The sequence below is a fragment of the Amycolatopsis pithecellobii genome (assembly GCF_009707865.1).
Taxonomy (GTDB): Bacteria; Actinomycetota; Actinomycetes; order Mycobacteriales; family Pseudonocardiaceae; genus Amycolatopsis_E; species Amycolatopsis_E pithecellobii.
The window spans coordinates 23,315-43,511 of the sequence record NZ_WMBA01000041.1; the positions used below are offsets into that span (position 1 = coordinate 23,315).

General features: G+C 67.3%; 21 protein-coding genes. 8 read left to right on the forward strand and 13 right to left on the reverse strand.

The annotated features are described in order from the left end of the window. Positions 1 to 50: 50 nt before the first annotated feature. The 3 genes from GKO32_RS23670 to GKO32_RS23680 all read left to right on the forward strand — a co-directional run bounded on the left by GKO32_RS23670 (position 51) and on the right by GKO32_RS23680 (position 2,865). Positions 51 to 665 (forward strand): TetR/AcrR family transcriptional regulator, encoded by a 615-nt coding sequence (locus GKO32_RS23670; RefSeq protein WP_312868439.1) that lies wholly within the window; start codon positions 51 to 53, stop codon positions 663 to 665. Between the two features lie 88 nt (positions 666 to 753). Further along, a complete protein-coding gene (locus tag GKO32_RS23675) occupies positions 754 to 1,440 on the forward strand; it encodes a TetR family transcriptional regulator (protein ID WP_312868440.1) in 687 nt (228 codons plus the stop codon). Positions 1,441 to 1,485: 45 nt separating this feature from the next. Then, entirely contained in the window at positions 1,486 to 2,865 is a 1,380-nt protein-coding gene (locus GKO32_RS23680; RefSeq protein ID WP_154759089.1) for a cryptochrome/photolyase family protein, read from the forward strand. On the opposite strand, the gene GKO32_RS23685 is transcribed toward GKO32_RS23680, so the two are convergent. The 7 genes from GKO32_RS23685 to GKO32_RS23715 form a co-directional block, all read right to left on the reverse strand. Next, positions 2,837 to 4,009, reverse strand: a complete 1,173-nt coding sequence (locus tag GKO32_RS23685; RefSeq protein WP_154759090.1) for an ABC transporter permease — start codon at positions 4,007 to 4,009, stop codon at positions 2,837 to 2,839. The two genes, GKO32_RS23680 and GKO32_RS23685, sit on opposite strands and share 29 nt — an antisense overlap. A 56-nt stretch (positions 4,010 to 4,065) precedes the next feature. Further along, positions 4,066 to 4,761 carry a TetR/AcrR family transcriptional regulator gene (locus tag GKO32_RS23690; protein WP_154759091.1) on the reverse strand — a complete coding sequence of 232 codons (696 nt, stop codon included), beginning with the start codon at positions 4,759 to 4,761 and terminating at the stop codon, positions 4,066 to 4,068. Between the two features lie 37 nt (positions 4,762 to 4,798). Next, the gene (locus tag GKO32_RS23695) at positions 4,799 to 5,233 is read right to left on the reverse strand and encodes a gamma-glutamylcyclotransferase (protein WP_312868441.1); all 435 of its coding nucleotides are present in this window, start codon (positions 5,231 to 5,233) and stop codon (positions 4,799 to 4,801) included. A gap of 161 nt (positions 5,234 to 5,394) precedes the next feature. Continuing rightward, entirely contained in the window at positions 5,395 to 6,495 is a 1,101-nt protein-coding gene (locus GKO32_RS23700; protein ID WP_154759093.1) for an S-(hydroxymethyl)mycothiol dehydrogenase, read from the reverse strand. Positions 6,496 to 6,566: 71 nt separating this feature from the next. Further along, entirely contained in the window at positions 6,567 to 7,751 is a 1,185-nt protein-coding gene (locus GKO32_RS23705) for a C39 family peptidase (RefSeq protein WP_154759094.1), read from the reverse strand. A gap of 12 nt (positions 7,752 to 7,763) precedes the next feature. Next, positions 7,764 to 8,129 (reverse strand): PaaI family thioesterase, encoded by a 366-nt coding sequence (locus GKO32_RS23710; RefSeq protein ID WP_154759131.1) that lies wholly within the window; start codon positions 8,127 to 8,129, stop codon positions 7,764 to 7,766. A 37-nt stretch (positions 8,130 to 8,166) separates the two neighbouring features. Continuing rightward, positions 8,167 to 9,795 carry a long-chain fatty acid--CoA ligase gene (locus GKO32_RS23715; RefSeq protein ID WP_154759095.1) on the reverse strand — a complete coding sequence of 543 codons (1,629 nt, stop codon included), beginning with the start codon at positions 9,793 to 9,795 and terminating at the stop codon, positions 8,167 to 8,169. 261 nt (positions 9,796 to 10,056) lie between these two features. Here GKO32_RS23715 and mihF point away from each other — a divergent pair, with 261 nt between their 5' ends. Both mihF and GKO32_RS23725 read left to right on the forward strand, forming a co-directional pair. After that, positions 10,057 to 10,368, forward strand: a complete 312-nt coding sequence (gene mihF / locus GKO32_RS23720; protein ID WP_154759096.1) for an integration host factor, actinobacterial type — start codon at positions 10,057 to 10,059, stop codon at positions 10,366 to 10,368. A 73-nt stretch (positions 10,369 to 10,441) separates the two neighbouring features. Then, entirely contained in the window at positions 10,442 to 11,557 is a 1,116-nt protein-coding gene (locus GKO32_RS23725; protein WP_312868442.1) for an isochorismate synthase, read from the forward strand. 248 nt (positions 11,558 to 11,805) lie between these two features. Here the strand turns inward: GKO32_RS23725 and GKO32_RS23730 are convergent, their stop codons facing one another. Beyond that, positions 11,806 to 12,474, reverse strand: coding sequence for a 4'-phosphopantetheinyl transferase family protein (locus GKO32_RS23730; protein ID WP_312868443.1), 669 nt, complete (start codon positions 12,472 to 12,474; stop codon positions 11,806 to 11,808). A gap of 82 nt (positions 12,475 to 12,556) precedes the next feature. Here GKO32_RS23730 and GKO32_RS23735 point away from each other — a divergent pair, with 82 nt between their 5' ends. Further along, positions 12,557 to 13,726, forward strand: a complete 1,170-nt coding sequence (locus GKO32_RS23735) for an acyl-CoA dehydrogenase family protein (RefSeq protein ID WP_154759097.1) — start codon at positions 12,557 to 12,559, stop codon at positions 13,724 to 13,726. Positions 13,727 to 13,834: 108 nt separating this feature from the next. Here GKO32_RS23735 and GKO32_RS23740 read toward each other — a convergent pair whose 3' ends face one another. The 4 genes from GKO32_RS23740 to GKO32_RS23755 are packed head-to-tail and all read right to left on the reverse strand — an operon-like array spanning position 13,835 to position 17,102. Beyond that, on the reverse strand, positions 13,835 to 14,158 hold the full coding sequence (locus GKO32_RS23740; protein WP_312868444.1) for a hypothetical protein: 324 nt from the start codon (positions 14,156 to 14,158) through the stop codon (positions 13,835 to 13,837). 57 nt (positions 14,159 to 14,215) lie between these two features. Further along, positions 14,216 to 14,857, reverse strand: coding sequence for a TetR/AcrR family transcriptional regulator (locus GKO32_RS23745; protein WP_312868445.1), 642 nt, complete (start codon positions 14,855 to 14,857; stop codon positions 14,216 to 14,218). Further along, entirely contained in the window at positions 14,848 to 16,374 is a 1,527-nt protein-coding gene (locus GKO32_RS23750; protein ID WP_154759099.1) for an AMP-binding protein, read from the reverse strand. Before GKO32_RS23750 ends, GKO32_RS23745 begins: the two co-directional genes overlap by 10 nt. Continuing rightward, positions 16,371 to 17,102, reverse strand: a complete 732-nt coding sequence (locus GKO32_RS23755) for an enoyl-CoA hydratase/isomerase family protein (protein WP_154759100.1) — start codon at positions 17,100 to 17,102, stop codon at positions 16,371 to 16,373. Before GKO32_RS23755 ends, GKO32_RS23750 begins: the two co-directional genes overlap by 4 nt. Before the next feature lie 46 nt (positions 17,103 to 17,148). On the opposite strand from GKO32_RS23755, the gene GKO32_RS23760 reads away from it, so the two are divergent. Together GKO32_RS23760 and GKO32_RS23765 are read left to right on the forward strand one after the other, a co-directional pair. Further along, the gene (locus GKO32_RS23760; RefSeq protein WP_154759101.1) at positions 17,149 to 18,852 is read left to right on the forward strand and encodes an amidohydrolase; all 1,704 of its coding nucleotides are present in this window, start codon (positions 17,149 to 17,151) and stop codon (positions 18,850 to 18,852) included. After that, positions 18,839 to 19,288 carry a GNAT family N-acetyltransferase gene (locus GKO32_RS23765; RefSeq protein WP_154759102.1) on the forward strand — a complete coding sequence of 150 codons (450 nt, stop codon included), beginning with the start codon at positions 18,839 to 18,841 and terminating at the stop codon, positions 19,286 to 19,288. Before GKO32_RS23760 ends, GKO32_RS23765 begins: the two co-directional genes overlap by 14 nt. Here the strand turns inward: GKO32_RS23765 and GKO32_RS23770 are convergent. Further along, positions 19,276 to 20,184, reverse strand: coding sequence for an SDR family oxidoreductase (locus GKO32_RS23770; RefSeq protein WP_154759103.1), 909 nt, complete (start codon positions 20,182 to 20,184; stop codon positions 19,276 to 19,278). The genes GKO32_RS23765 and GKO32_RS23770 overlap by 13 nt on opposite strands. Between the last annotated feature and the right edge of the window lie 13 nt (positions 20,185 to 20,197).

The following is a 20,197-nucleotide window of genomic DNA, read 5'->3' on the forward strand; positions in this document are numbered from 1 at the left end:
AGTACGCTGACGCCGCCGGCCTGGGGGGACGGACAGGGGAGGGGAACCGCGTGGACAAGCGGCGACGTGGCCGGCCGTCTCGTTCCGGAGGCGGGCGCGCGCGTGACGAGATTCTGCGCGTCGCCCGTGAGGTGTTCGCCGAGATGGGTTACGAGCGCGCCACGTTCACCGAGATCGCCGAGCGGGCCGGGTACACGCGTCCCGCGATCAACCACCATTTCCCCGACAAGGCTTCGCTGTACCACGCTTCGCTGGAGTCCGTACGGGACACCGTCATCAACGGCGGGGTCGAGCACGCCGTCGCGCACGAGACACTTCCCGGCCGGCTGTCGGGGTTCCTGGAAGGGGCGGTGCAGGTCGACTCGCAGGACCGGTCGTTCGCCCGGTTCATCGCGGCGTCGGTGCTGGACGGTTTCCGGCATCCGCAACTCCAGGAACACACGCGCGGACAGGTGGACCAGGTCCGGACGTTCGTGCGGCAGGCGCTGGGCGCCGCGGTGGACAACGGGGAAGTCCGGGCCGACCTCGACGTCCCGGCTGTCACGGAAATGCTCATCGCGGTGATGTGGGGAATGGGCCTCTACGCGGGTTTCATGGGGACTCACGAGCAACTGGAGAAAGTCGTTGAACAGTTTTCCCGGCTTGTTGCCGGAATCCTCTGGTGACCCAGATTGGTAACGAACGGCACTGTATTAACGTCAAAGCAAATTTTCGGGCGCTGGGTGCTAACAGTGGCTGGTTTATAGTAAAACTGTGCCGAGGCCCAAAGTTCCGTTGATCTCGCGGCAGAACGCGCTGGCAGCCGCGCTGGAGATCATCGACCGCGACGGGCTGGACGCGTTGAGTATCCGCCGTCTCGCGGCCAAACTCGGAGTCAACGGAGCCTCGCTCTATCACCATTTCGCCGGCAAGGAAGAGATCCTGGCCGGGACGGTCGAGTTCGTACTGGCGCAGGCCCATGGCAATCGCGAGCCGTCGGGAACGTGGCGGGAATGGTTGCCCGAAAACGCGCGTAATCTCCGCCGGGCGCTGCTGGCGCATCCCGAACTGGTACCCGTCGTGGCCGGCCTGCGCCGGCACGACCTGGGGGCGAGCCTGCTCGGTGCACCGGCCGGCAGGCTCCTGGACGAGGGCGTGCCCGTCGCCGCCGTGGTGCCGATGCTGGACGCGCTGACCGCGTTCACCATCAGCAGCTCGATGCAAGAGACCCTGGACCGAGTCACGGACGGCGAGCTGGCGGCGCTCGCCGAGCGGGATGCCCCGCTGGCGCGGGCGATGGCCGAACGCGGCTTGGCCGCCGGGCAGATCTTCGACCTGGTCGTCGAGTCCATTCTGGACGCGATCGACGCCGCGGTCGAGCAGCAGCGGGCCCGGTGGGCGTCGGTGACCAGGTCCGCGGCACGAAGGCCACGGGCGGCCCGGCGGCCGGCGGCCGGGTAACGGCGGCGCCCAGCCGGATCGCGCCGCCGTGCCTACGCTGGTGCGATGAGTGCTCCGGGTGAGACGGCAGTGTTGTGGTTCCGGCGCGACCTGCGCTTGCACGACCATGCCGCGCTGCTGAGCGCGAGTGAGCGGGCGGACAAGGTGCTTGCGCTGTTCGTCCTGGACGAGAAGCTGCTCAACCCCTCCGGCGCGCCGCGGCTTGCGTTTCTCCGTGGCTGCCTTGAAGAACTGTCCGCACAGCTGGACGGCAGGCTGTTGCTGGTGCACGGCGACCCGGTGCGTGAGGTGGTGAAGGCCGCGGCGTCGGTGGGTGCGAAGAGCGTGCACGTCAGCGCCGACTGTGCCCCGTACGGCCGCCGACGCGACGAAGCCGTGGCCAAAGAGCTCGAAAGCCGTGGGATCGAATGGGTGGAAACCGGTTCGCCGTACGCGATCACGCCGGGCCGGGTGACCAAACCGGACGGTGCGCCGTACCAGGTATTCACCGCGTTCTCCCGCGCATGGCGTGAGTACAGCTGGCCTTCGCCCGCTCGAACCGGCAAGTCCACTGTGGACTGGGTTGAGCCCGCGCGGAGCAACGCGGTCCTGAAAGCTCCGCCGCTCGGTGACACGAAGCTTCCGCAGCCGGGTGAGCGGGCCGTGTTGCGGCGCTGGAAGCGCTTTCTGGACGACGGCTTGAATGACTATCACACTGCACGCGATCGGCCGGATTTCGATGCCACCACCCGGCTTTCGCCGTATCTGCACTGGGGTTGCGTGCATCCGCGCACGCTCCTCGCCGACCTGGCCGAGCGTCGCGGCGAGGGGGCACAGGCGCTGCGCAGCGAACTCGCGTGGCGCGAGTTTCACGCCGACGTGCTGTGGCACCGGCCGGACGCGGCGCGTGCCAACTACGACAAGCGGTTCGACGATCTCGAGTACGACGAGGACGAAGCGGCCTTCGAGATGTGGTGCCAGGGTCGCACCGGGTACCCCATCGTCGACGCCGGGATGCGCCAGCTGCTCACGGAGGGCTGGCTGCACAACCGGGTCCGGATGATCGTGGCGAGCTTCCTGGTCAAGGATCTGCATCAACCGTGGTGGTGTGGAGCCCGGCACTTCATGCGCCATCTCGTCGACGGGGACCTCGCCTCCAACCAGCTGAACTGGCAGTGGGTCGCGGGCTCGGGCACCGACGCGGCACCGTACTTCCGGGTGTTCAATCCCACGACACAAGGCGAAAAGTTCGACCCCCAAGGCGACTACGTGCGCCGCTACCTGCCCGAACTGCGTGGGATCGGCGGCAAAGCCGTGCACCAGCCGTGGAAACTGAAAGCCCAGCCCGAGGGCTACCCCGCGCCGATCGTCGACCATGCGCACGAACGCCGGGTCGCCCTCGACCGGTTCGCCCGGATCAGCCGCGCAGCGCGTCGGCGAGCTTGAGGCGGCTTCCCATGTGCAGCACGGCATTCCGGTAGATGCGGCTGCCCACCCAGGTCAGTAGCGCACCCAGGGCCAGTGTCAGCACGAGGGAAAGCGCTGTCTCCCAGCCCGTCGCGGTGCCGATCGCCATCCGGCCGGGCATCAGGATCGGGGAGAACAACGGGATCAGCGACAGCGTTCGAGCCGCGTCGCCTGCGGGATTCCGCAGCAGCACGGTGAATCCCGCGACGAACCCGATGGTGAGCACCATGGTGACCGGGGTGATCACCGACGCCGCGTCCTCCTGCCGCGACACCAGCGAGCCGGCGGCCGCATACACCATGGCGTACAGGAAAAAGCCCAGCACATACCAGAGCAGGCCCCACCACACGGTGCCGGTCGCGACCGAGGACAGCAGGTGGATGCCCGTCGAGGACGCCACCGCGAGCCCGGCCACGGCGAGGATCCCGATCTGCACCAGCCCGGTGAGTCCGAGACCGAGCACCTTGCCGAGGATCAGCTGCCACGGCCGCACCGTCGACAGCACCATCTCCACCACCCGGCCGGCCTTCTCCTCGACCACGCCCTGCGCGACGAGGCCGCCATAGGTCTGGATGGCGAAGAACAACAGGAACACCGTGATCAAGCCGATCGCGAGCCGCTGGGTGCGTTCGGGGTCGGGAGTGTCGATAGTGGACACGGTGATCTGCGCACTGTCCACTTCGCTCATCACCTGCGCCGGATCCAGGCCCGCTTCCAGCAGTTTCGCGTTGAGCACCTGCTGCTGTGAGATGCCGTTCAGCAGCGCGCGCACTTGAGGGTCCACATCGGACTTCACGAGCACGTCGAGATTGGCCGCGTTACCGGAAAGCAGGACGTCGAGCCTGTCGTTCTGGACGTCGGCCATGCCCTCCTCCGGGTCGGAGACCACGGCGATCTGTGTCTCTTTGCCGATCCGCGCGGTGCCGGCCTGCAATTCCTGGGCGATTCCGGCGGTCTGGCCGGTGAGCCCGATCCGCACCTTGTTCGCGTCGCCGACCAGATTGTGCTGGAACAGCAGGTACCCGCACAGCACGACGAGGATGACGATCGTGCCGATGACGAACGATCGCCTTCGCAACCGGGCGTCCAGTTCCCGTTTGGCGACGAGCGCGATCGTCCTCATCGTTGCCCCTCTGCGGCCAGTGACCATCGCATCGTAGCTTTTGGACAGTCGGCAGGTCAGGGGCGCAGCGCCGCGTCCAGGTGGTGCGCCATCTCGGCGAGCAGGGCGTTGGGGTCGACGTCGGCCGTGGCCGCGCGCAAGGAGAGCACAAAGGACTGAACCACCAGCAGCACGGCACGTGCCTGTGCGGCCAGGTCGCTCTCGCGGATCGAGCCGTCGCCGCGGCCGGCCTCCAGATGCGCCCGGATCACCTCTTCGCCGACGCGTTGTGTGCCGCCGAGCCGCTCCACTATGTACGGCACCAGAAGTACGGTGTCGACGTCGATGACCGTGCGCATGAGATCGTCGCCGTTGAGTAGGCGGACCGCGGCGACGGCGCTGCGCACCAGCCGTTGCCGTGCGGTCGATGCGTTCGCCCCCTCGGCGTTCGCCCGGTGCAGCAGCGTGCCGAATTCCTTGGTCATCAGGGCGGACAGCACGCTCTGCACGTCCGGGAAGCGGCGGTACAACGTCATCCGGCTGACCTTCGCGGTCCGCGCGATCTCCGCCAATGTCGTGCGGCGGAGCCCGACCGCGAGCACACATTTCCTTGCGGCGTCAAGGAGAAGATCGTCGGCGACCCGTGCCGTGCTCGGCCGTGCACGCGCGTTCGCCAGGCTGGATGCGCGTGCAGATGAACGTGCATCTTGGCGTGAGCCATGGGAAGAAACCTGGTGGTACTGACTGAACGCGGTGTGACCTTCGTCGTCCATGTGTCACCATGCCTCTTCAGGTTTCAGGCGGGCGATGTTAGACGATCTCAATGTCTAGCCCATGTGAGTACGCTGGAACACCGTTCAACGCCCTGGCTTTCCCTTGAGGGAAGCCCACTGTGCGCACTGGGGCACCATTCACGAGCAATGGCATCCGCGCCGGGCTCGCACCGACGTAGGCGAAAACCTCTGGCAGTTCCCGGCCGTCCTCGAGTGTGACCCCGTTTTCGAGGCGTGCGAGGTGGTATCGCTCGCCCCGTCCTTCGCACACGTCAAGCACCGCAAGCTGCTCCGGCGTGGCGAGCCACACCGCGTGGGTCTCCACGACTCCCGGGCATGCGGCCAGCGTTGCCGTCCGTTGCCCGTCCGAGGCCCGGAACCCCGCCGCCCACACCGCGGCCATGTCGGTGCAGTACGCGCGCAGCACCACGACGTCACCGGTCAGGCCCAGATTTTGGCGCAACCACGTCATTTTCGACGGGCAGGCATTGGAACCGTAGGCCAGCACCGGGATGCGGCCGGTGTGGTCGAGGTCAACGGGTAGCTCGTATCCGTGCCCGTCGCGATGGACGAACGAACAATCCGGCCGAGCCCCGGGATAGGGATCGGCCGGATAGTCGGTATCACTGAAGATCAGGAGAATTCCACCACGCTGCGCAGCACCTCACCGTGATGCATCCGGCTGAACGCTTGCTCCACCCCGTCCGCCGAGATCCGCTCGGTGACGAACTTGTCCACCGGCAACCGACCCTGCAGGTACAGGTCCACCAGCGCGGGGAAATCCCGCGACGGCAGGCAGTCGCCGTACCACGACGATTTCAGCGAGCCGCCGCGCGAGAAGAAATCGATGAGCGGCATGTCGTTCAGGCGCATGTCCGGCGTCGGCACGCCGACGAGCACCACCGTGCCCGCGAGGTCGCGGCCGTAGAACGCGGTCCGCCAGGTCTCGGGACGGCCGACCGCGTCGATCACCACGTCGGCCCCGAACGAGCTGGTCAGGTCCTGGATGGCCTCGACCACCTCGTCCTCGCTCTTGCCGCGTGAGTTGACGGTGTGGGTCGCGCCGAAGTCCTTGGCCCAGCCGAGTTTCCGGTCGTCCACATCTACGGCGATGATCTTTCCGGCACCGGCGAGCCGCGCACCGGCGATCGCCGCGTCACCGACCCCACCGCAGCCGATCACGGCGACGGTGTCCCCGCGGCCGACCGCACCGGTGTTGATCGCCGCGCCGATCCCGGCCATCACTCCGCAGCCGAGCAGGCCGGCGACGGCGGGTTCCGCGTCGGGACTGACCTTGGTGCACTGCCCGGCGTGCACGAGCGTCTTGTCGAGGAACGCGCCGATGCCCAGCGCGGGGCTGAGTTTCGTGCCGTCGGCCAGCGTCATCGGCTGCGCGGCGTTGTGCGTGTTGAAGCAGTACCACGGCTTACCCCGCTTGCAGGCGCGGCAGGTGCCGCAGACGGCGCGCCAGTTCAGGATGACGTAGTCGCCCGGTTCGAGGTCGGTGACGCCGTCACCGACCTGCTCGACATAGCCTGCGGCCTCGTGCCCGAGGAGGAACGGGTAGTCGTCGTTGATCCCGCCGTCGCGGTAGTGCATGTCGGTGTGGCACACGCCGCAGGCCTTGACCGACACAACCGCCTCACCGGGTCCCGGGTCCGGCACCAGCACGGTTTCCAGCGAGACCGGTTCACCCTTGGCGCGAGAAACGACTCCACGGACTTCGTGCGGCATCGTGCGACCACCTTCCCTACTGTTCGCTTGCCCCGAAGCTTGCCATGAAACGTGGTGATATCGCGATATGGCTACGGCGTGATGAGGTAGGCGATCCCGCCGCTGCCGCTCGCGACCGTGCCGTCCTCGGTGTAACGCTGGGTGCGCTGCCAGATGTTTTCGAACTGGGCGCGCTTGTAGACAGTTCGCACACGGTCGTTGCTGCTCGCGGCCGGGTCGTTCACGATCACGTCACCGTCCTTCGTGAACCCGGTGACGACCCAGATATGGCCTGCCGTCCCGTAACCGGCGTTGTCGAGCTCGCCGGCGCGGAACGACTGTGAGGTGATCACCGGGATCCCGCGCGCGACGTAGTCTTCCAGTTCGGTCAGCGAATGCAGCCGGGTGATGTGCCCGTGCAGGCCGAATTCCGCGGCGTAGGCGGTGTTGAACGGCCAGTTCCCGGTGCCCTGGTAGGAATAGTCGTAGGTGTTGCGGGCCGCGTAATCCACCGTGCGGTCGACGTCGTCCGCGGGAATCCATGACATGTCGGCTTCGGTGGGCCGGCGCCCCCAGTACTCGACGACCATTTCCGTCGCGGTGGGACTGCACCAGTTCTCGCCGCCACCGCCGTACTCCGGGAAGTGTCCTTTGTGGAGGTTCTGGGCATGCGCGGGCACCGGCAGTTCCACCCCGGTTGCCTTGCCCGGCGGGGAAACCGGCACGGTGAACCGGTCCGGGACGTCTGACGCCATCGCCCCGATCGTGCGCACCGCCGGGGCGCGCGCGCCGGGCTCGTGGTACAGGCTCACCCGCAACCGGTACGACCGCAGGGTCACGCCCGGCTTCATGACAAGCGTGTCGACGCTCACCGACGCGTTCGCGTCGTCCTGGCCCTCGACGCTGGTGCGCCGGAAATCCGTGTCAGCACTGGCCCAGCGGCCCAGCACGTACCACGCGGTCCCGGTGCCCGTGCTCGTTTCGCCCTGAGCTTCGACCTGGAGCCAGCTGTGCGGTGGCGTCTGTGCGTTCCACGAAGCGATCAGTTGCGTCGCGCCGAACCCGGGCCGGAACTCGGGCGAAGTCCATTGCGCGTACTCGTACGCCTTTCCGCCGAAGTCGATGCGGCCGGACGGCCGCGCGACGGGATCGTGCCAGTCGTGGTAGCTGATCGCCTCGTCACCGGCGCGGGTCGGCTGGGCGGCCGCGGGCGGCGCGGTCATCGCCGCCAGGATCGCCGGGACCACAAGCAAACCACTGACGCACCTACCTGTCATCAGGTTAGTTTCCTACGAAAGCACGGCCTGGGTCTGCGTCACTTTCGCGGCGAGTTTCCCCGCGTCGTCCCGGATTTCCGTCTCGACCACGATGACTGTGCGCCCGGTGTGCAGCGCACGCGACGTCGCCGTCGCGTGGCCATCACGGATCGCGCGCAGGAAGTTCGTCTTGGACTCGATCGTCGTGGTGCCCTTCACGCCCTCTGGCAGGTTGAGGAACGCACACACCGCGGCTGTGGCGTCGGCCAGCGACATCAGCACGCCCCCGTGCAGGACGCCACCCACGGTGCACAACGATTCCGCCCAGGCCAGCCGCGAGGTCACCACCTCGCGGCTGTGCCCGAGCACCTCGACGCCGAGCTGTTTCGTGAACGGCATCGTCTGGTGGAACAACGCCGTCCCGGCTTCGTCGGAGTCAGAAGTGCCGGACGTCAAGCTTGCCCTCCGAGTTCATGGCCCGCAGCCGCTTCTTGTCGAACTTCCCGACGCTCGTCTTCGGCACCTCGTCGATGAACGTCCAGTGCTCCGGCAGTTGCCACTTGGCGACCTTGTCCTGCAGGTATTCGCGCAATTGGTCGGCGGTCACGTTCTCGCCCTCGCGGACGACGACGGCGACCAGTGGCCGCTCGTCCCACTTCTCGTCCGGGACGCCGATCACCGCGGCTTCGGCGACAGCGGGGTGCGCCATGACGGCGTTCTCCAAGTCCACGGAGGAGATCCACTCACCGCCGGATTTGATGACGTCCTTCGAGCGGTCGGTCAACGTGAGGTAGCCGTCCGGGCTGATCTTGCCGATGTCGCCGGTGCGCAGCCAGCCGTCGTGGAACTTCTCCGGGTCCACCGCGGAACCGCCGAAGTACGATGCGGCGATCCACGGGCCCTGCACCTCCAGTTCACCCACGGATTCGTTGTCCCACGGCACTTCCTCGCCGTTATCGCCGATCAGGCGCGCGTTCACGGAGGCGGGGAAGCGGCCCTGGGTGTAGCGGTAGGCCCACCGCTCTTCACCCGTGGCCGACTTCGGCGGCCGGGCGACGCTGCCCAGCGGCGAGGTCTCGGTCATGCCCCAGGCATGCAGGATCGGCACGCCGTGGCGCTCCTCGAAGGTGTGCATCAGCGACGGCGGCGCCGCAGATCCCCCGACGATGACTTCGCGCAGGTGGCTGATGTCCTGCGGGTGGGTTTCCAGTTGCCGCAGGAGGCCCTGCCAGATGGTTGGTACCGCGGCCGCGTACGTCGGCTTCTCGGCCGCGAGGATCTGGGCGATCGGCTCGGGCTGCAGGAACCGGTCGGGCATCACGAGTGAGGCGCCGATCATGAGCGCGGCATAGGGCAAGCCCCACGACATCACGTGGAACATGGGCACGATCACGAGCGCGGTGTCGCTCTGGGCGAGGTTGATCGAGTCGGACATCGTGACCTGCATCGAGTGCAGCCAGACCGAGCGGTGCGAGTACACGACGCCCTTCGGGTCACCCGTCGTGCCGGAGGTGTAACACATCGCCGCGGCCGAGCGTTCGTCCACGTCGGGCCAGTCGAAGGTGTCCGGCTGGGCCGCGAGAAGCTCGTCGTAGGAGTGCACCTCCACACCATCCGGCGCATCCAGGGCGGCCGGGTCACCGTTCGCGACGACGATGTGGCGCACCGTCTTCATGGTCGGCAGCACCTTCGCCAGCAGCGGCACGAGCGTCCCGTCGACCAGGATGACCTGGTCCTCGGCGTGGTTGGCCACGTACGTGAGCTGCTCGGGGAACAGGCGGATGTTGAGGGTGTGCAGCACCGCGCCCATCGCGGGGACCGCGCAGTAGGCGGCCATGTGCTCGGCGTTGTTCCACATGAAGGTGCCGACCCGCTGATCACCGGTGATCCCCAGGCCGCGCAGCGCGTTGGCCAGCCTCGCGGCGTTGCGGGCCACGTCGGCGAAGGTTTCCCGGCGGGAGCCGGACCCGGTCCAGGTGATGATTTCGCTGGTCGAGTGCACTTTGCTGGCGTATCGCAGCAGGGTGCCGATGGAGAGGTGTCCGTCCTGCATGGTGCTGAGCATGGGGCTACTCCCGGCCGGTGATCCAACGGTGAGCGATGGCTTAGTGCGACTTTAGGGCTTGGTGAGTGGTGGCCGCCACAACCCTCTTTCCCTTCCCCGACCGGGCGAGTGCACGCGTGTCGATTTCGCGGCATCGGCCCAGGTGGCGTTTACTGGGCGCGTGGACCAGACGGCCTGGCCAGCGCTTGCTCGTGCAAGCACCAGCTGGGTGCCCGGCCGTCGCCGCGAAAGCGGACATCCGAAAGAGGAAGGACTAGTACGTTGGCTCTGCCTACGTTGACTCCGGAGCAGCGCAAGGAGGCTCTGGCCAAGGCGGCCGAGGCTCGCAAGGCTCGTTCCGAGCTGCTCGCGTCGATCAAGTCCGGCAAGCAGAGCATCGACAAGGTGCTGCTGAAAGCCAAGGAGGACAAGACCATCGGCAAGACGAAGGTCACGCAGCTGCTGAAGGCCGTGCCCGGACTCGGTGCCGTCAAGGTGGCCGCCCTGCTGGAGCAGGCCGGTATCGACCCCGACCGGCGCGCGGCCGGACTCGGCGAGCGCCAGCGCGAAGCGCTGATCGACGCGCTCAAGTAAGCCGGCGCCGGTGGGCACGTGACGCCAGGCACGTCGCGCCACGTGCCCACCGAAGTGCGCTCACAATGGAGGCGTGGACGCCGACCGATTGCTCGAGGACTACACGCCCGGAGATTTCTTTTTCGGCACTTCCCGGCGCGCGATCCTGGGGTCCGGCTCCCAGCAGGTCTTCACCGGTGCCGATGTGGTGTCGCTGAGCGAGATCGTGCCTGAAGCCCTGGCCGGTTCGCCGGAGTCGTTGGCGGTCGGTGTGCTGCCGTTCGACACGGCGGGCGTCCCCGGGCACATCATCATCCCGGAGACGGTACGTGTCGCCGGGCCTGCGCGGCCCCGGGAGCGAAAGTTCATCGGTGCGCCGAGCGCGGTGCGTGCGGTGCCTGATCCCGTCCGGCATGTTGAGGCTGTCGGGCGTGCGGTAAAAATCCTTCGCGATGGCGGCCTGCGGAAGGTCGTGCTGGCGCGGGCCCTGGATCTGGAATTCGATTTCGATGTGCCGGGGCAAGCCATCCTGCACAACCTGGCGACGGACAAGGCCGGCGCCTACACCTATGCGGCAGGCTTGCCGAACGGGCGATCGTTGATCGGTGCCACCCCGGAGTTACTTTTGTCGCGGGTCGGCGGGCAGGTCATCTCGCACCCGCATGCCGGCTCGATGCCACGCTCAGCGGATCCCGTCACGGACCGGGAAAATGCGGATATCTTGGCAAACTCGCGGAAGGACCATGTCGAACACGCGATCCTGACCGAGGCGATCGTCGAAACCCTGCGCCCGTTCTGCCGCCGGCTCGATGTTCCCCGCTCACCGTCCCTCGTCTCGACGCCGACGATGTGGCACCTTGGCACAGTGGTGAAGGGTGAGCTCGCGGACCGGGATGTCACGGCGCTCCGCTTGGCCGCCGCACTGCACCCGACGCCCGCGATCTGCGGCAGCCCCACCGAAGCGGCGCGGCAATTGGTCGGAGAACTGGAGCCGTTCGACCGTGGCTACTACGCCGGCGCGGTCGGCTGGATGACCCCAGACGGCGACGGCGAATGGGCAGTGTCCATCCGCTGCGCCGAAGTGGCCCCCCGAGCCCTGCGCCTCTACGCCGGCGGCGGCATCGTCCCCGCCTCGGACCCCAAAGCAGAACTGGACGAAACCTCAGCAAAGTTTCAGACACTGCTGAGAGCAATGGGCCTAGACCTGTAGAACCCCAGAGTTGGGTGGTCATCCCGGAGGCAGCCCGTCCGGCGAGGACATCTTTTGATCTTGTGGTCGCGCTTCGCGCGATGCCCTTCGGGCTCTCTGGCGGGTGACCGGGCGCGGGGCGCCCTCGTTCCAGCGGGGTGGGTATGGGCGTTGGGCCCACTCGCTTCGCATCGACGGCCGCCGGTTTCGTCGTGGGGCGTGGCCGGTTGGGGCCCATTGGCTTTCGTCGACGGCCGCCACTTTTAATCTCAGCTCTCCCACTGCTGCTCTGTAATACTCACCGGCTCCGTCGTCAGGAACGCCACCGCTGCGCGATACCCGTCACCAGGGTTGAGGTCCGCCAGCTGTGTCGTCTCCGGGTCCAAGGCGGGATCCGCCGATGAAGCCAAGCGGGCACCGTCGAGGGTGATGCTTTGCAGGGGGATTTTGAGGCCACGTCCGGTCGCCTTCATCAAGGCTTCTTTTCGGGTCCAGTACTGGAAGAAAGCGCTTACCCGCTCCGCCGAACCCAAGCCGCGCAACGCGGCTTGCTCGTGTTCGTTCAATGCGTACTCGATGAGCTGGTCGTCTGCGCGCCGGGTGTCGGTCTCGACGTCAAGGCCGACCGGCACCGTGGTGACCGCGAGGCCGATGCGTTCGCCCGAATGGGAAATCGAGAATTCCACGCCGGCCAGTTTCGGCTTCCCGTGTGGCTTTCCACAGTCATCACAGGTTGCGTCGAACCGCACATCGCCGGGCGCGACACCCAGCTGAGCACCCAGCACGGTCTTCGCCAGTATCCGCCCGGTCAGGAAGCGCCGCTGGTCGATCTCCCGCCGGTACGCCTCGAAACGACCGTGTTCCAGCTCGTCCAGCAGGGCCAACTCGTTCGCCTCGCCGCGCACGGGGCGGGCCCACCAGACCGCACACTCGATCACCGGTCCAACCTACCGGTTTCTCTCCACGGCCAGGTCCGCTAGCCTGAGGGTAAGCAAGCGCTTAGTGCGTCGGAGGTACGCGATGGACTTCACCCTCAGCACGGAAGAACGCGAAGTGCGGGACTGGGTGCGCACGTTCGTGCAGCGAGAACTGGCGCCCATGGAGCAGGAAGTGCTGCGCCGGGAGCGCGCCGGCCAGCCGGGCGTCACTGCCGAGGAGCTGCATGCACTCCAGCTCAAGGCCAAGGAATCCGGCTTCTGGGGGGTCCAGACGCCCGAAGAGTACGGCGGCATGGGGTTGTCAGCCGTGATGACCGCGCTGCTCGAAGCCGAGCTCGGCCGCACGTTCGTGCCCTTCCGGTTCGGTGGCGCGGCGGACAACATCCTGTTCCACGCCAACGATGAGCAGAAGGAGCGCTACCTGCTGCCGACCATCTCGGGTGAGCGCAGGTCGTGTTTCGCGATCACCGAGCCCGGCGCGGGGTCGGACGCCAAGGCGATCCGCACCTCGGCCCGCAAGGACGGTGCGGACTGGATCATCAACGGTGAGAAGACCTTCATCACCGGTGGCCACGAAGCCGATTTCGCCATGGTGTTCGCGGTCACCGACCCGGTGAAGGGCGCGAACGGTGGTGTCACGTGCTTCCTCGTCGACCGTGAGATGGGCTGGAAGTCCGAGTACATCGACACGATGGGCGAATGGGGCCCGGCCTCGTTGATTTTCCAGGATGTCCGGGTGCCCGAGAGCCAGATCCTCGGCGAACTCGGCCGGGGTTTCGAGCTGGCGATGCAGTGGATCGGCCGAGGCCGCTACCTCCTGCCGGCCCGCGCGATCGGCTCGTGCGAGCGGCTGCTGTCGATGGCGATCGAGCACGCCAACACGCGGCAGACCTTCGGTGCGCCGATCGCGGAGCGGCAGGCGATTCAGTGGATGATCGCGGACTCCGGGGTCGAGCTGGAGGCACTGCGCTGGCTGGTGCTGCACGCGGCGTGGCAGGTTGACCAGGGCATGGACTCGCGGCACGCGCAGTCGATCGCCAAGCTGTACGGCGGCCAGAAGGCGAACGAGATCGTCGACCGGGTGCTGCAGATCCACGGCGGGATGGGTTACACGCGTGAACTGCCGATCGAGCGCTGGTACCGCGAGCTGCGGTTGCTGCGCATCTACGAAGGTACCGACGAGATCCAGCGCCGGACGATCGCGCGGAACCTGCTCAAGGGGCACGTCAAGGTGACCGGCATCCTCGGCTAGAACACCAGGCGTCGATTGTCGACAATCGAGCGGGAAGTTCGAGGCGTGAAACAGCCGGGGAAGAGGGGCTCGTTGCGAAACCGTCCTCCTCCCCGGCTTCGGTCGGTGTTACCGGGCTTGGGAGCGCAACGCCAGCGGCGCTCCCGCTAGGTCCTCCTCGTTGCACAACAACTTGACGTCGTAGTACGGGGCGCCTTCCCGGTCGTCGTAGTCGAGGTGCAGTGCCAGCACATCGAGCGGCTCGCCCAGCCACTCCTGTGCGCTGCGCAGCCACGCCGCGCACCTTTCCAGTGCGGAAGCAAGGTCATCGTCACGGAATTCGACCGGACGGTAGGGCACGTCCTGAATCTGATCGCGAGGGTTGGATGGAACCGGAAGCCCCGGAGCGAGGCCTGAGTCGTTCAGTTCCAGATGGATCGTCTGCTCACTCACAGTTCGAGGGTCCCTCAGATGAGCCGCCTCGGCAAGGTATTCATCGAGAATCCCCAGCTAGAGGGTTGTTCCCCACACCGTGGATACCGCCTTACGGGCACGCGCGAGGGCTTCAGGGCAGTCCTGTCCGGCACTGCCGAGCATGCGCAGCGCGAGATTCGCGTAGTGGTTTGCCAGGCGGTCCAGGCCAAGCGGCCCGCGTGGCGAATACCAATGCGCCACGCCGCTGCACATTTCCAGCAGTGCCAGCCTGGTCACGGCCGGTTCCGCGGTCACGAACGACCGCTGCCGGATCCCGTCGTCGATCGCGTCCCCCCACAACTGTTCATACGCATCACGCAATTTGACAATGCGTCGCCGAGTGGCTGCGGAAAGCACATGCACCTCGTTGTCGACGACCCGCGTTTCCGCGGGCTGGCGCGCGTGTGCCAGCACATGCAGAGCGACCAGTGAGGCGAGCCGCTGCCGCGGATCCACGACGTCATCGGTCACCTCGCGGGCGCCGGCCAGCAGGCGTTCCAGGCACTCGCGCATGATCCCGGCGAGCAGTTCCTCCTTGGTGCCCATGTAATGGTAGAGGCTCGCGGACGAGATCCCCGCTTCCTGCGCCAGATCCCGGATGCCGGTACCGTGGAAACCTTTGCTGGCGAACAGTTTCACCGCGGCACGGCGCACCCGCTGCTCGGTCGTCAGAGCCACGCGCGCCTCACCCGGTCGTAGGTCGGCAACGTCCAGGAACGCAGCTCCCCCTTGGCGACCCGCTCCGACGGGGTGAGCGGCAGGGAATCGGCGAGCGACCAATAGCGCGGCACCTTGAAATAGGCGAGCTTGGCCGAGCAGAACTCCGCCAGCTCGTCCGGCATCGTTTCCCTTGCGGGCACAACGAAAGCCTTGACCTCTTCACCGCGCAGCTCGTCCGGCACGGCGATGACCGCGGCCAGTTTCACCGCCGGGTGCAGCAGGAGCACGCGCTCCACCTCGTCCGCCGAGATGTTCTCGCCGCTGCGCCGGATCATGTCCTTCGTGCGCCCCACATAGAAGATCCGGCCCTGACTGTCCATTGTGGCCAGATCGCCGGTGTGGAACCAGCCACCGGCGAACGCGCGTGCGGTCGCTTCCGGGTCGTCGTGATAGCCATGCATCAGGCCGATTCCGCGTAGCACCAGCTCGCCGGTTTTTCCGCGCGGCAGCGGCCGGCATGTGTCATCGACGATCATCGCCTCCCGCTCCCGGGTCGGGCGGCCGAGGCAACCGGTGCCGACGAACTCGTCGTGATCCACTTCGGACATCCGGATGTCGCCGCCGGTCTCGGTCATCCCGAACGCCTCGAACCACGGCACACCCCACCGCTGCTCGAGCTGCGCGTGCAGGTGACGAGGGATCGCGGACGCGCTGATCGCACGGACCCGGTGCGCTCGGTCCAGAGTGGACTCCGGTTGCCGCAGTAGCAGGGTTGGCATCAGGCCGAGACAGTAGAACCAGGTGACGTCGTACTCGCGGATCTTGTCCCAGAACGTCGCCGGGTGGAACCGGTCGAGCACCACGAGTGACGCGCCGGACGCCAGTCCCAATGCGACATTCCACTGTGGATCAATATAGTGGAACGGTTGCGCGGTGAGGATCCTGTCCTCGTGCGACACCGCGGGAAAGTCCGTGACCAGCCCGCGAGCCAACGTCAGCCAGTACCGGTGCGGCAGGACACATCCCTTGGGTGCGCCGGTGGTGCCCGACGTGTACTGGATATTCGACGGTGACTCGCCGGCCACCTCGAACCGGGCGCTCGCTCCGGGATCCGCGTCCAGCGCATCGGGAGTGAGCACCCGTTCCAGCTTCGTGTCCGGCGCGATCCGGGAGAGCAGCTCGACGAACTCCGGTGCCACGACGGCGAATCTGGCTCCCGAATGCCGCAGCACGTGCGCGCCGTCGAACTCCTGGTAATTGACGTTCACCGGGACGAGCACCGCGCCGATCTTCGCCAATGCCAGCCACAGCAGGGGAAACTCGGGCTGGTTGCGCAGCATCGCCGCCACCCGGTCACCGGGCTCGAGGCCCAGTTCGCGCAGCGCGAGCGCGTATCGGGTGCTGGCTCGTTCGACGTCGGCGAAGGTATAGCGCGCGCCGGTCTCGTCGAAGATCCAGGCCTCACGGTCCGGCCACAGCGCGGCGGCGCGGCGCACCAGTGTGGCCAGGTCGTCCACGTCGTCGAGCGGGATCATGCGCGGCTCCGGAACTCTTCGGCCGAACGCGTCACCTCGGGGGTGTGCTCGGTGATCAGGGCGTGGCTGACTTCGAGTTCCAGCGCCGAGTCCAGGTCGATGCTCGCGTCGAGCGCGCGTTTGGCCAGGGTGACCGCGCCGTGGGGACGTTCGGCGATGCGTTTCGCCCACTCGCCTGCGGTGGCTTGGACATCGGGCACCACCGCATTGACCAGCCCGAGCCGCAGCGCACCCGGCGCGTCGATCCGCTCGCCGAGCAGGAGGAGTTCCTTTGCCTTCAACGGCCCGACGAGCTGCGGCAGCAACCGCGAGGCCGCGCCGGTGACGCTGAGCCCAAGACCGGTTTCGGGAAAAGCGAACACGGCGTCCTCGGCGGCCAGGATCAGATCGCAGCCCAGCGCGAATTCCGCCCCCGCACCGATCGCATACCCGTGGACGGCGGCGATCACCGGCTGCCGCAACGCGCGCAGGCGTCGCGTCACGTCCTGCAACCGCTCCAGCCGCGCACGCGAATCGCCTGCCGGAGCGGATTCCTTCAGGTCGTTGCCCGCGCAGAATGCCCGGCCGCGACCGGACAACACCACCGCGCCCACATCGGAGCTCGCCACCGTGTCCAGCGCGGCGAGCAGGCCGTCCACCAGCACGGGCGCGACCGCGTTGAGCCGTTCCGGCCGGTTGAGCCAGATCCTGGCGACACCGTCGGAGATCGAGACTTCCACCGAACCCATACCACAGAGCCTAGCGAGGCAATCGATCGATCGATAGCCTGGGCGGATGCGAGTCGACGCCGTTTACGAGAACGCGCGGGTGTTCACGGGTTCGTCGTGGACGTCCGCGGTGGCCATGCTGCACGGGCGGATCGTCGCACTCGGCGAGGATGCGGAGTCTCTGTCCACATTGGTGCGTGTCGATCTCGGTGGTGCGGTCGTCGTGCCCGGATTCCACGACGCGCACAACCACCAGGCCATGTTCGGGATGACGCTGGACGAAGTGCCGCTCGGCGACTGCAAACACGTCGACGAGGTGTACGCGGCGGTCGCGGAGCGCGCGGCGCAGGTGCCGCCCGGCGGGTGGATCGTCGGCAGTGGGTACGACCAGAACCGCCTCATCGGCGGACACCCGACCAGGCATGGGCTCGACCGTGCCGCACCAGGGCATTTGGTGCGACTGCAGCACAATTCGCGGCATATGGTCGTGGTCAGCTCGAACGTGCTCGACCAGCTGGACCTGGCGAACGTGCCGGCAGGCGGAGATGTCGTGCTGGATGACGACGGCTCGCCGACCGGGTTGCTGCGTGAGCAGGCGCAGTTGCTGTTGCGGCCACTGATTTATCCGACCCCGCTGGACACACTGGTGCGGGCCATCGATCGCGCCGGTGAACAGTACCTCGCCGAAGGCATCACGAGCGTGCAGGAGGCCGGGGTCGGCGGCGGCCTCGTCGGCCAGACCCCGGCGGAAGTGCTCGCGTATCAACTCGCGCGGGATCGCGGAGTGTTGCGTGTACGCAGTACGCTCATGGTGTCCTCCGCGGTGTTGCACGAGCTGCCCGACGGCGCCGGTTTCGGCTTGGATCTGGGGCTGCGCACCGGAATGGGCGACGAGTGGCTGCGCATCGGGGCGATGAAACTGTTCGCGGACGGTTCGCTCATCGGCCGGACAGCCGCGATGCGCGAGGATTTCGCGAACGAGCAGGGTACTCTGCCGTCCGTTACCAATCCGACGGCAGCCACGGCGGAAACGGATGTCGACGAGCAGAACGGCTGCGGACCGTATCCGCCTCCTTTCGGTCGGATTGGTAACCGTGGCTACCTGCAACAGCCTGAGGAAGAGCTGGCGGAGACGATTTTCCGGGCGCACGCGGCGGGGTGGCAGATCGCCACGCACGCGATCGGCGACCGGGCGATTGCGACGATCATCGACGCGTACGAGGCGGCGCTGACCGCGAACCCGCGCCCGGATCACCGGCACCGCATCGAGCACTGCGGTGTCGTTTCCCCTGACGACGTCGCCCGGATCGCAGCGCTGGGCCTGATTCCCGTGCCACAGGGCCGGTTCGTCAACGAGATCGGGGACGGGATGGTCGCCGCGCTCGGGCCGGAGCGCGAGCCGTGGTGTTACCGGCAACGGACTTTTCTCGACGCCGGTTGTGTGCTGCCGGGGAGTTCGGACCGTCCGGTGGTGAACGGCGCGCCGCTACTTGGATTGGCGGACCTGGTTCACCGGCGTACCTCCAGCGGCCGCCTCCTCGGGCCGGCGGAACGCCTGACGCCGCGGGAAGCCCTGCGTGCCTATACGTACGGCTCGGCGTTCGCCGCGTTCCGGGAACGCGAGGTCGGCACCCTTGACGTGGGGTACCTCGCGGATTTCGTTGTGCTGTCAGGAGATCCGACCGAACAGGTGGAGGACTTGAGCGTGCTGGCCACCGTTATCGGTGGCAGGCTGGCCTACGAAAGGGGGATGACCGATGCCCGTCCGTGACGCCGAGGTCGCCGATGCCGAGGAGATCTGCGCGCTCATCGAGGAACACGCGCGGTACGAGGGGAACGAAACGCTTGTCCTCGACCGCGCCGAGATGACCAAGCACCTGTTCGGCCCGGAACCGAAGGCGTGGGTACTCATCGCCGAGCCGCCGGAACAACCGGGGGCGGTCGCGGGATTCGCGTTCTGCTCGTGGAATTTCTCCACTTGGGAGGGACGTCCCGGTGTGTGGCTCGACGATCTGTTCATCCGGCCCGAGTACCGGCGCCACGGCCTCGGCGGTGAGTTGCTCGCCGCGCTGCGGGGTCGCACGAGCGGGCGCGTCGAATGGGAAATGCAGGAGGGCAACGAGAAGGCGGCCGCCTTCTATGCGCAGCTCGGTGCCCAGCCTGTGCCCGGTTGGATCAAGTACCGGTGGTCGGCTCAGGCGAAGTAGTGCCCTTCGTCGATATCGGCGATCAGCTCCGCGTGGCTCGGCTCCCAGCCCAGCACTTTCCGGGTCAGTGCGTTGGAAGTGCGGTTGTCGATGGCGACGAATCCGCCGAGGAACCCGAAATACTTCGTGGCGTCCTCGGCGGGGACGCTGACCGCCGGCAGTCCGAGGTTGCGGCCGATCGCCTCGGCGATCTCGCGGAATCGCACGCCTTCCTCGGCGACCGCGTGCAGCCGTGAGCCGGCCGGCGCCGATTCGAGCGCGAGCCGGTAGAGCCGGGCTGTGTCGCGGGTGTGCACCGCGGGCCAGTGGTTGGCGCCGTCGCCGAGGTACCCGACAACGCCTTTCTCCCTGGCGATCCCGATGAGGGTGGGGGTGAACCCGGTCTTGTCGAGGTCACTGTGCACCACCGGCGGAAGGCGGATCACCGACGGGCGCACTCCACGTTCGGCGAGCGCAATCGTCGCGTTTTCGGAGTCGATCCGGTAGCCGCTGCCCTCGATGATGTCCTCTTCCGTACCCGGGCGCCCCAAGGTGCCGGCGTGCGCGAGCACCGTGGTGACACCGGTGATGACGAGCGGTTTGCCGCTGCCCTCGAGCGCCGAACCCACCGCCTCGATCAGGTTCAGGTCCGTCTCGGCCGCGAGGGTGGCGCCACCGGAGAAGGCGACGTCATGGCGGAACGCCAGGTGGATGACGCCGTCCGCGTCGGTCGCCGCCTTGCGGATGCCGTCCAGGTCGTCGAGGTCGCCACGGCGGACTTCGGCGCCGGCGGCCTCCAGTTTCTGTGCCGCGGCGTCCGAGCGGGCGAGCGCGACGACCTGATGCCCCGCATTCCGCAGTTCGGGGAGCACGGCGGAGCCGACGTGGCCGGATGCGCCCGTGATGAACACGCGCATGGGAAGGACCTCC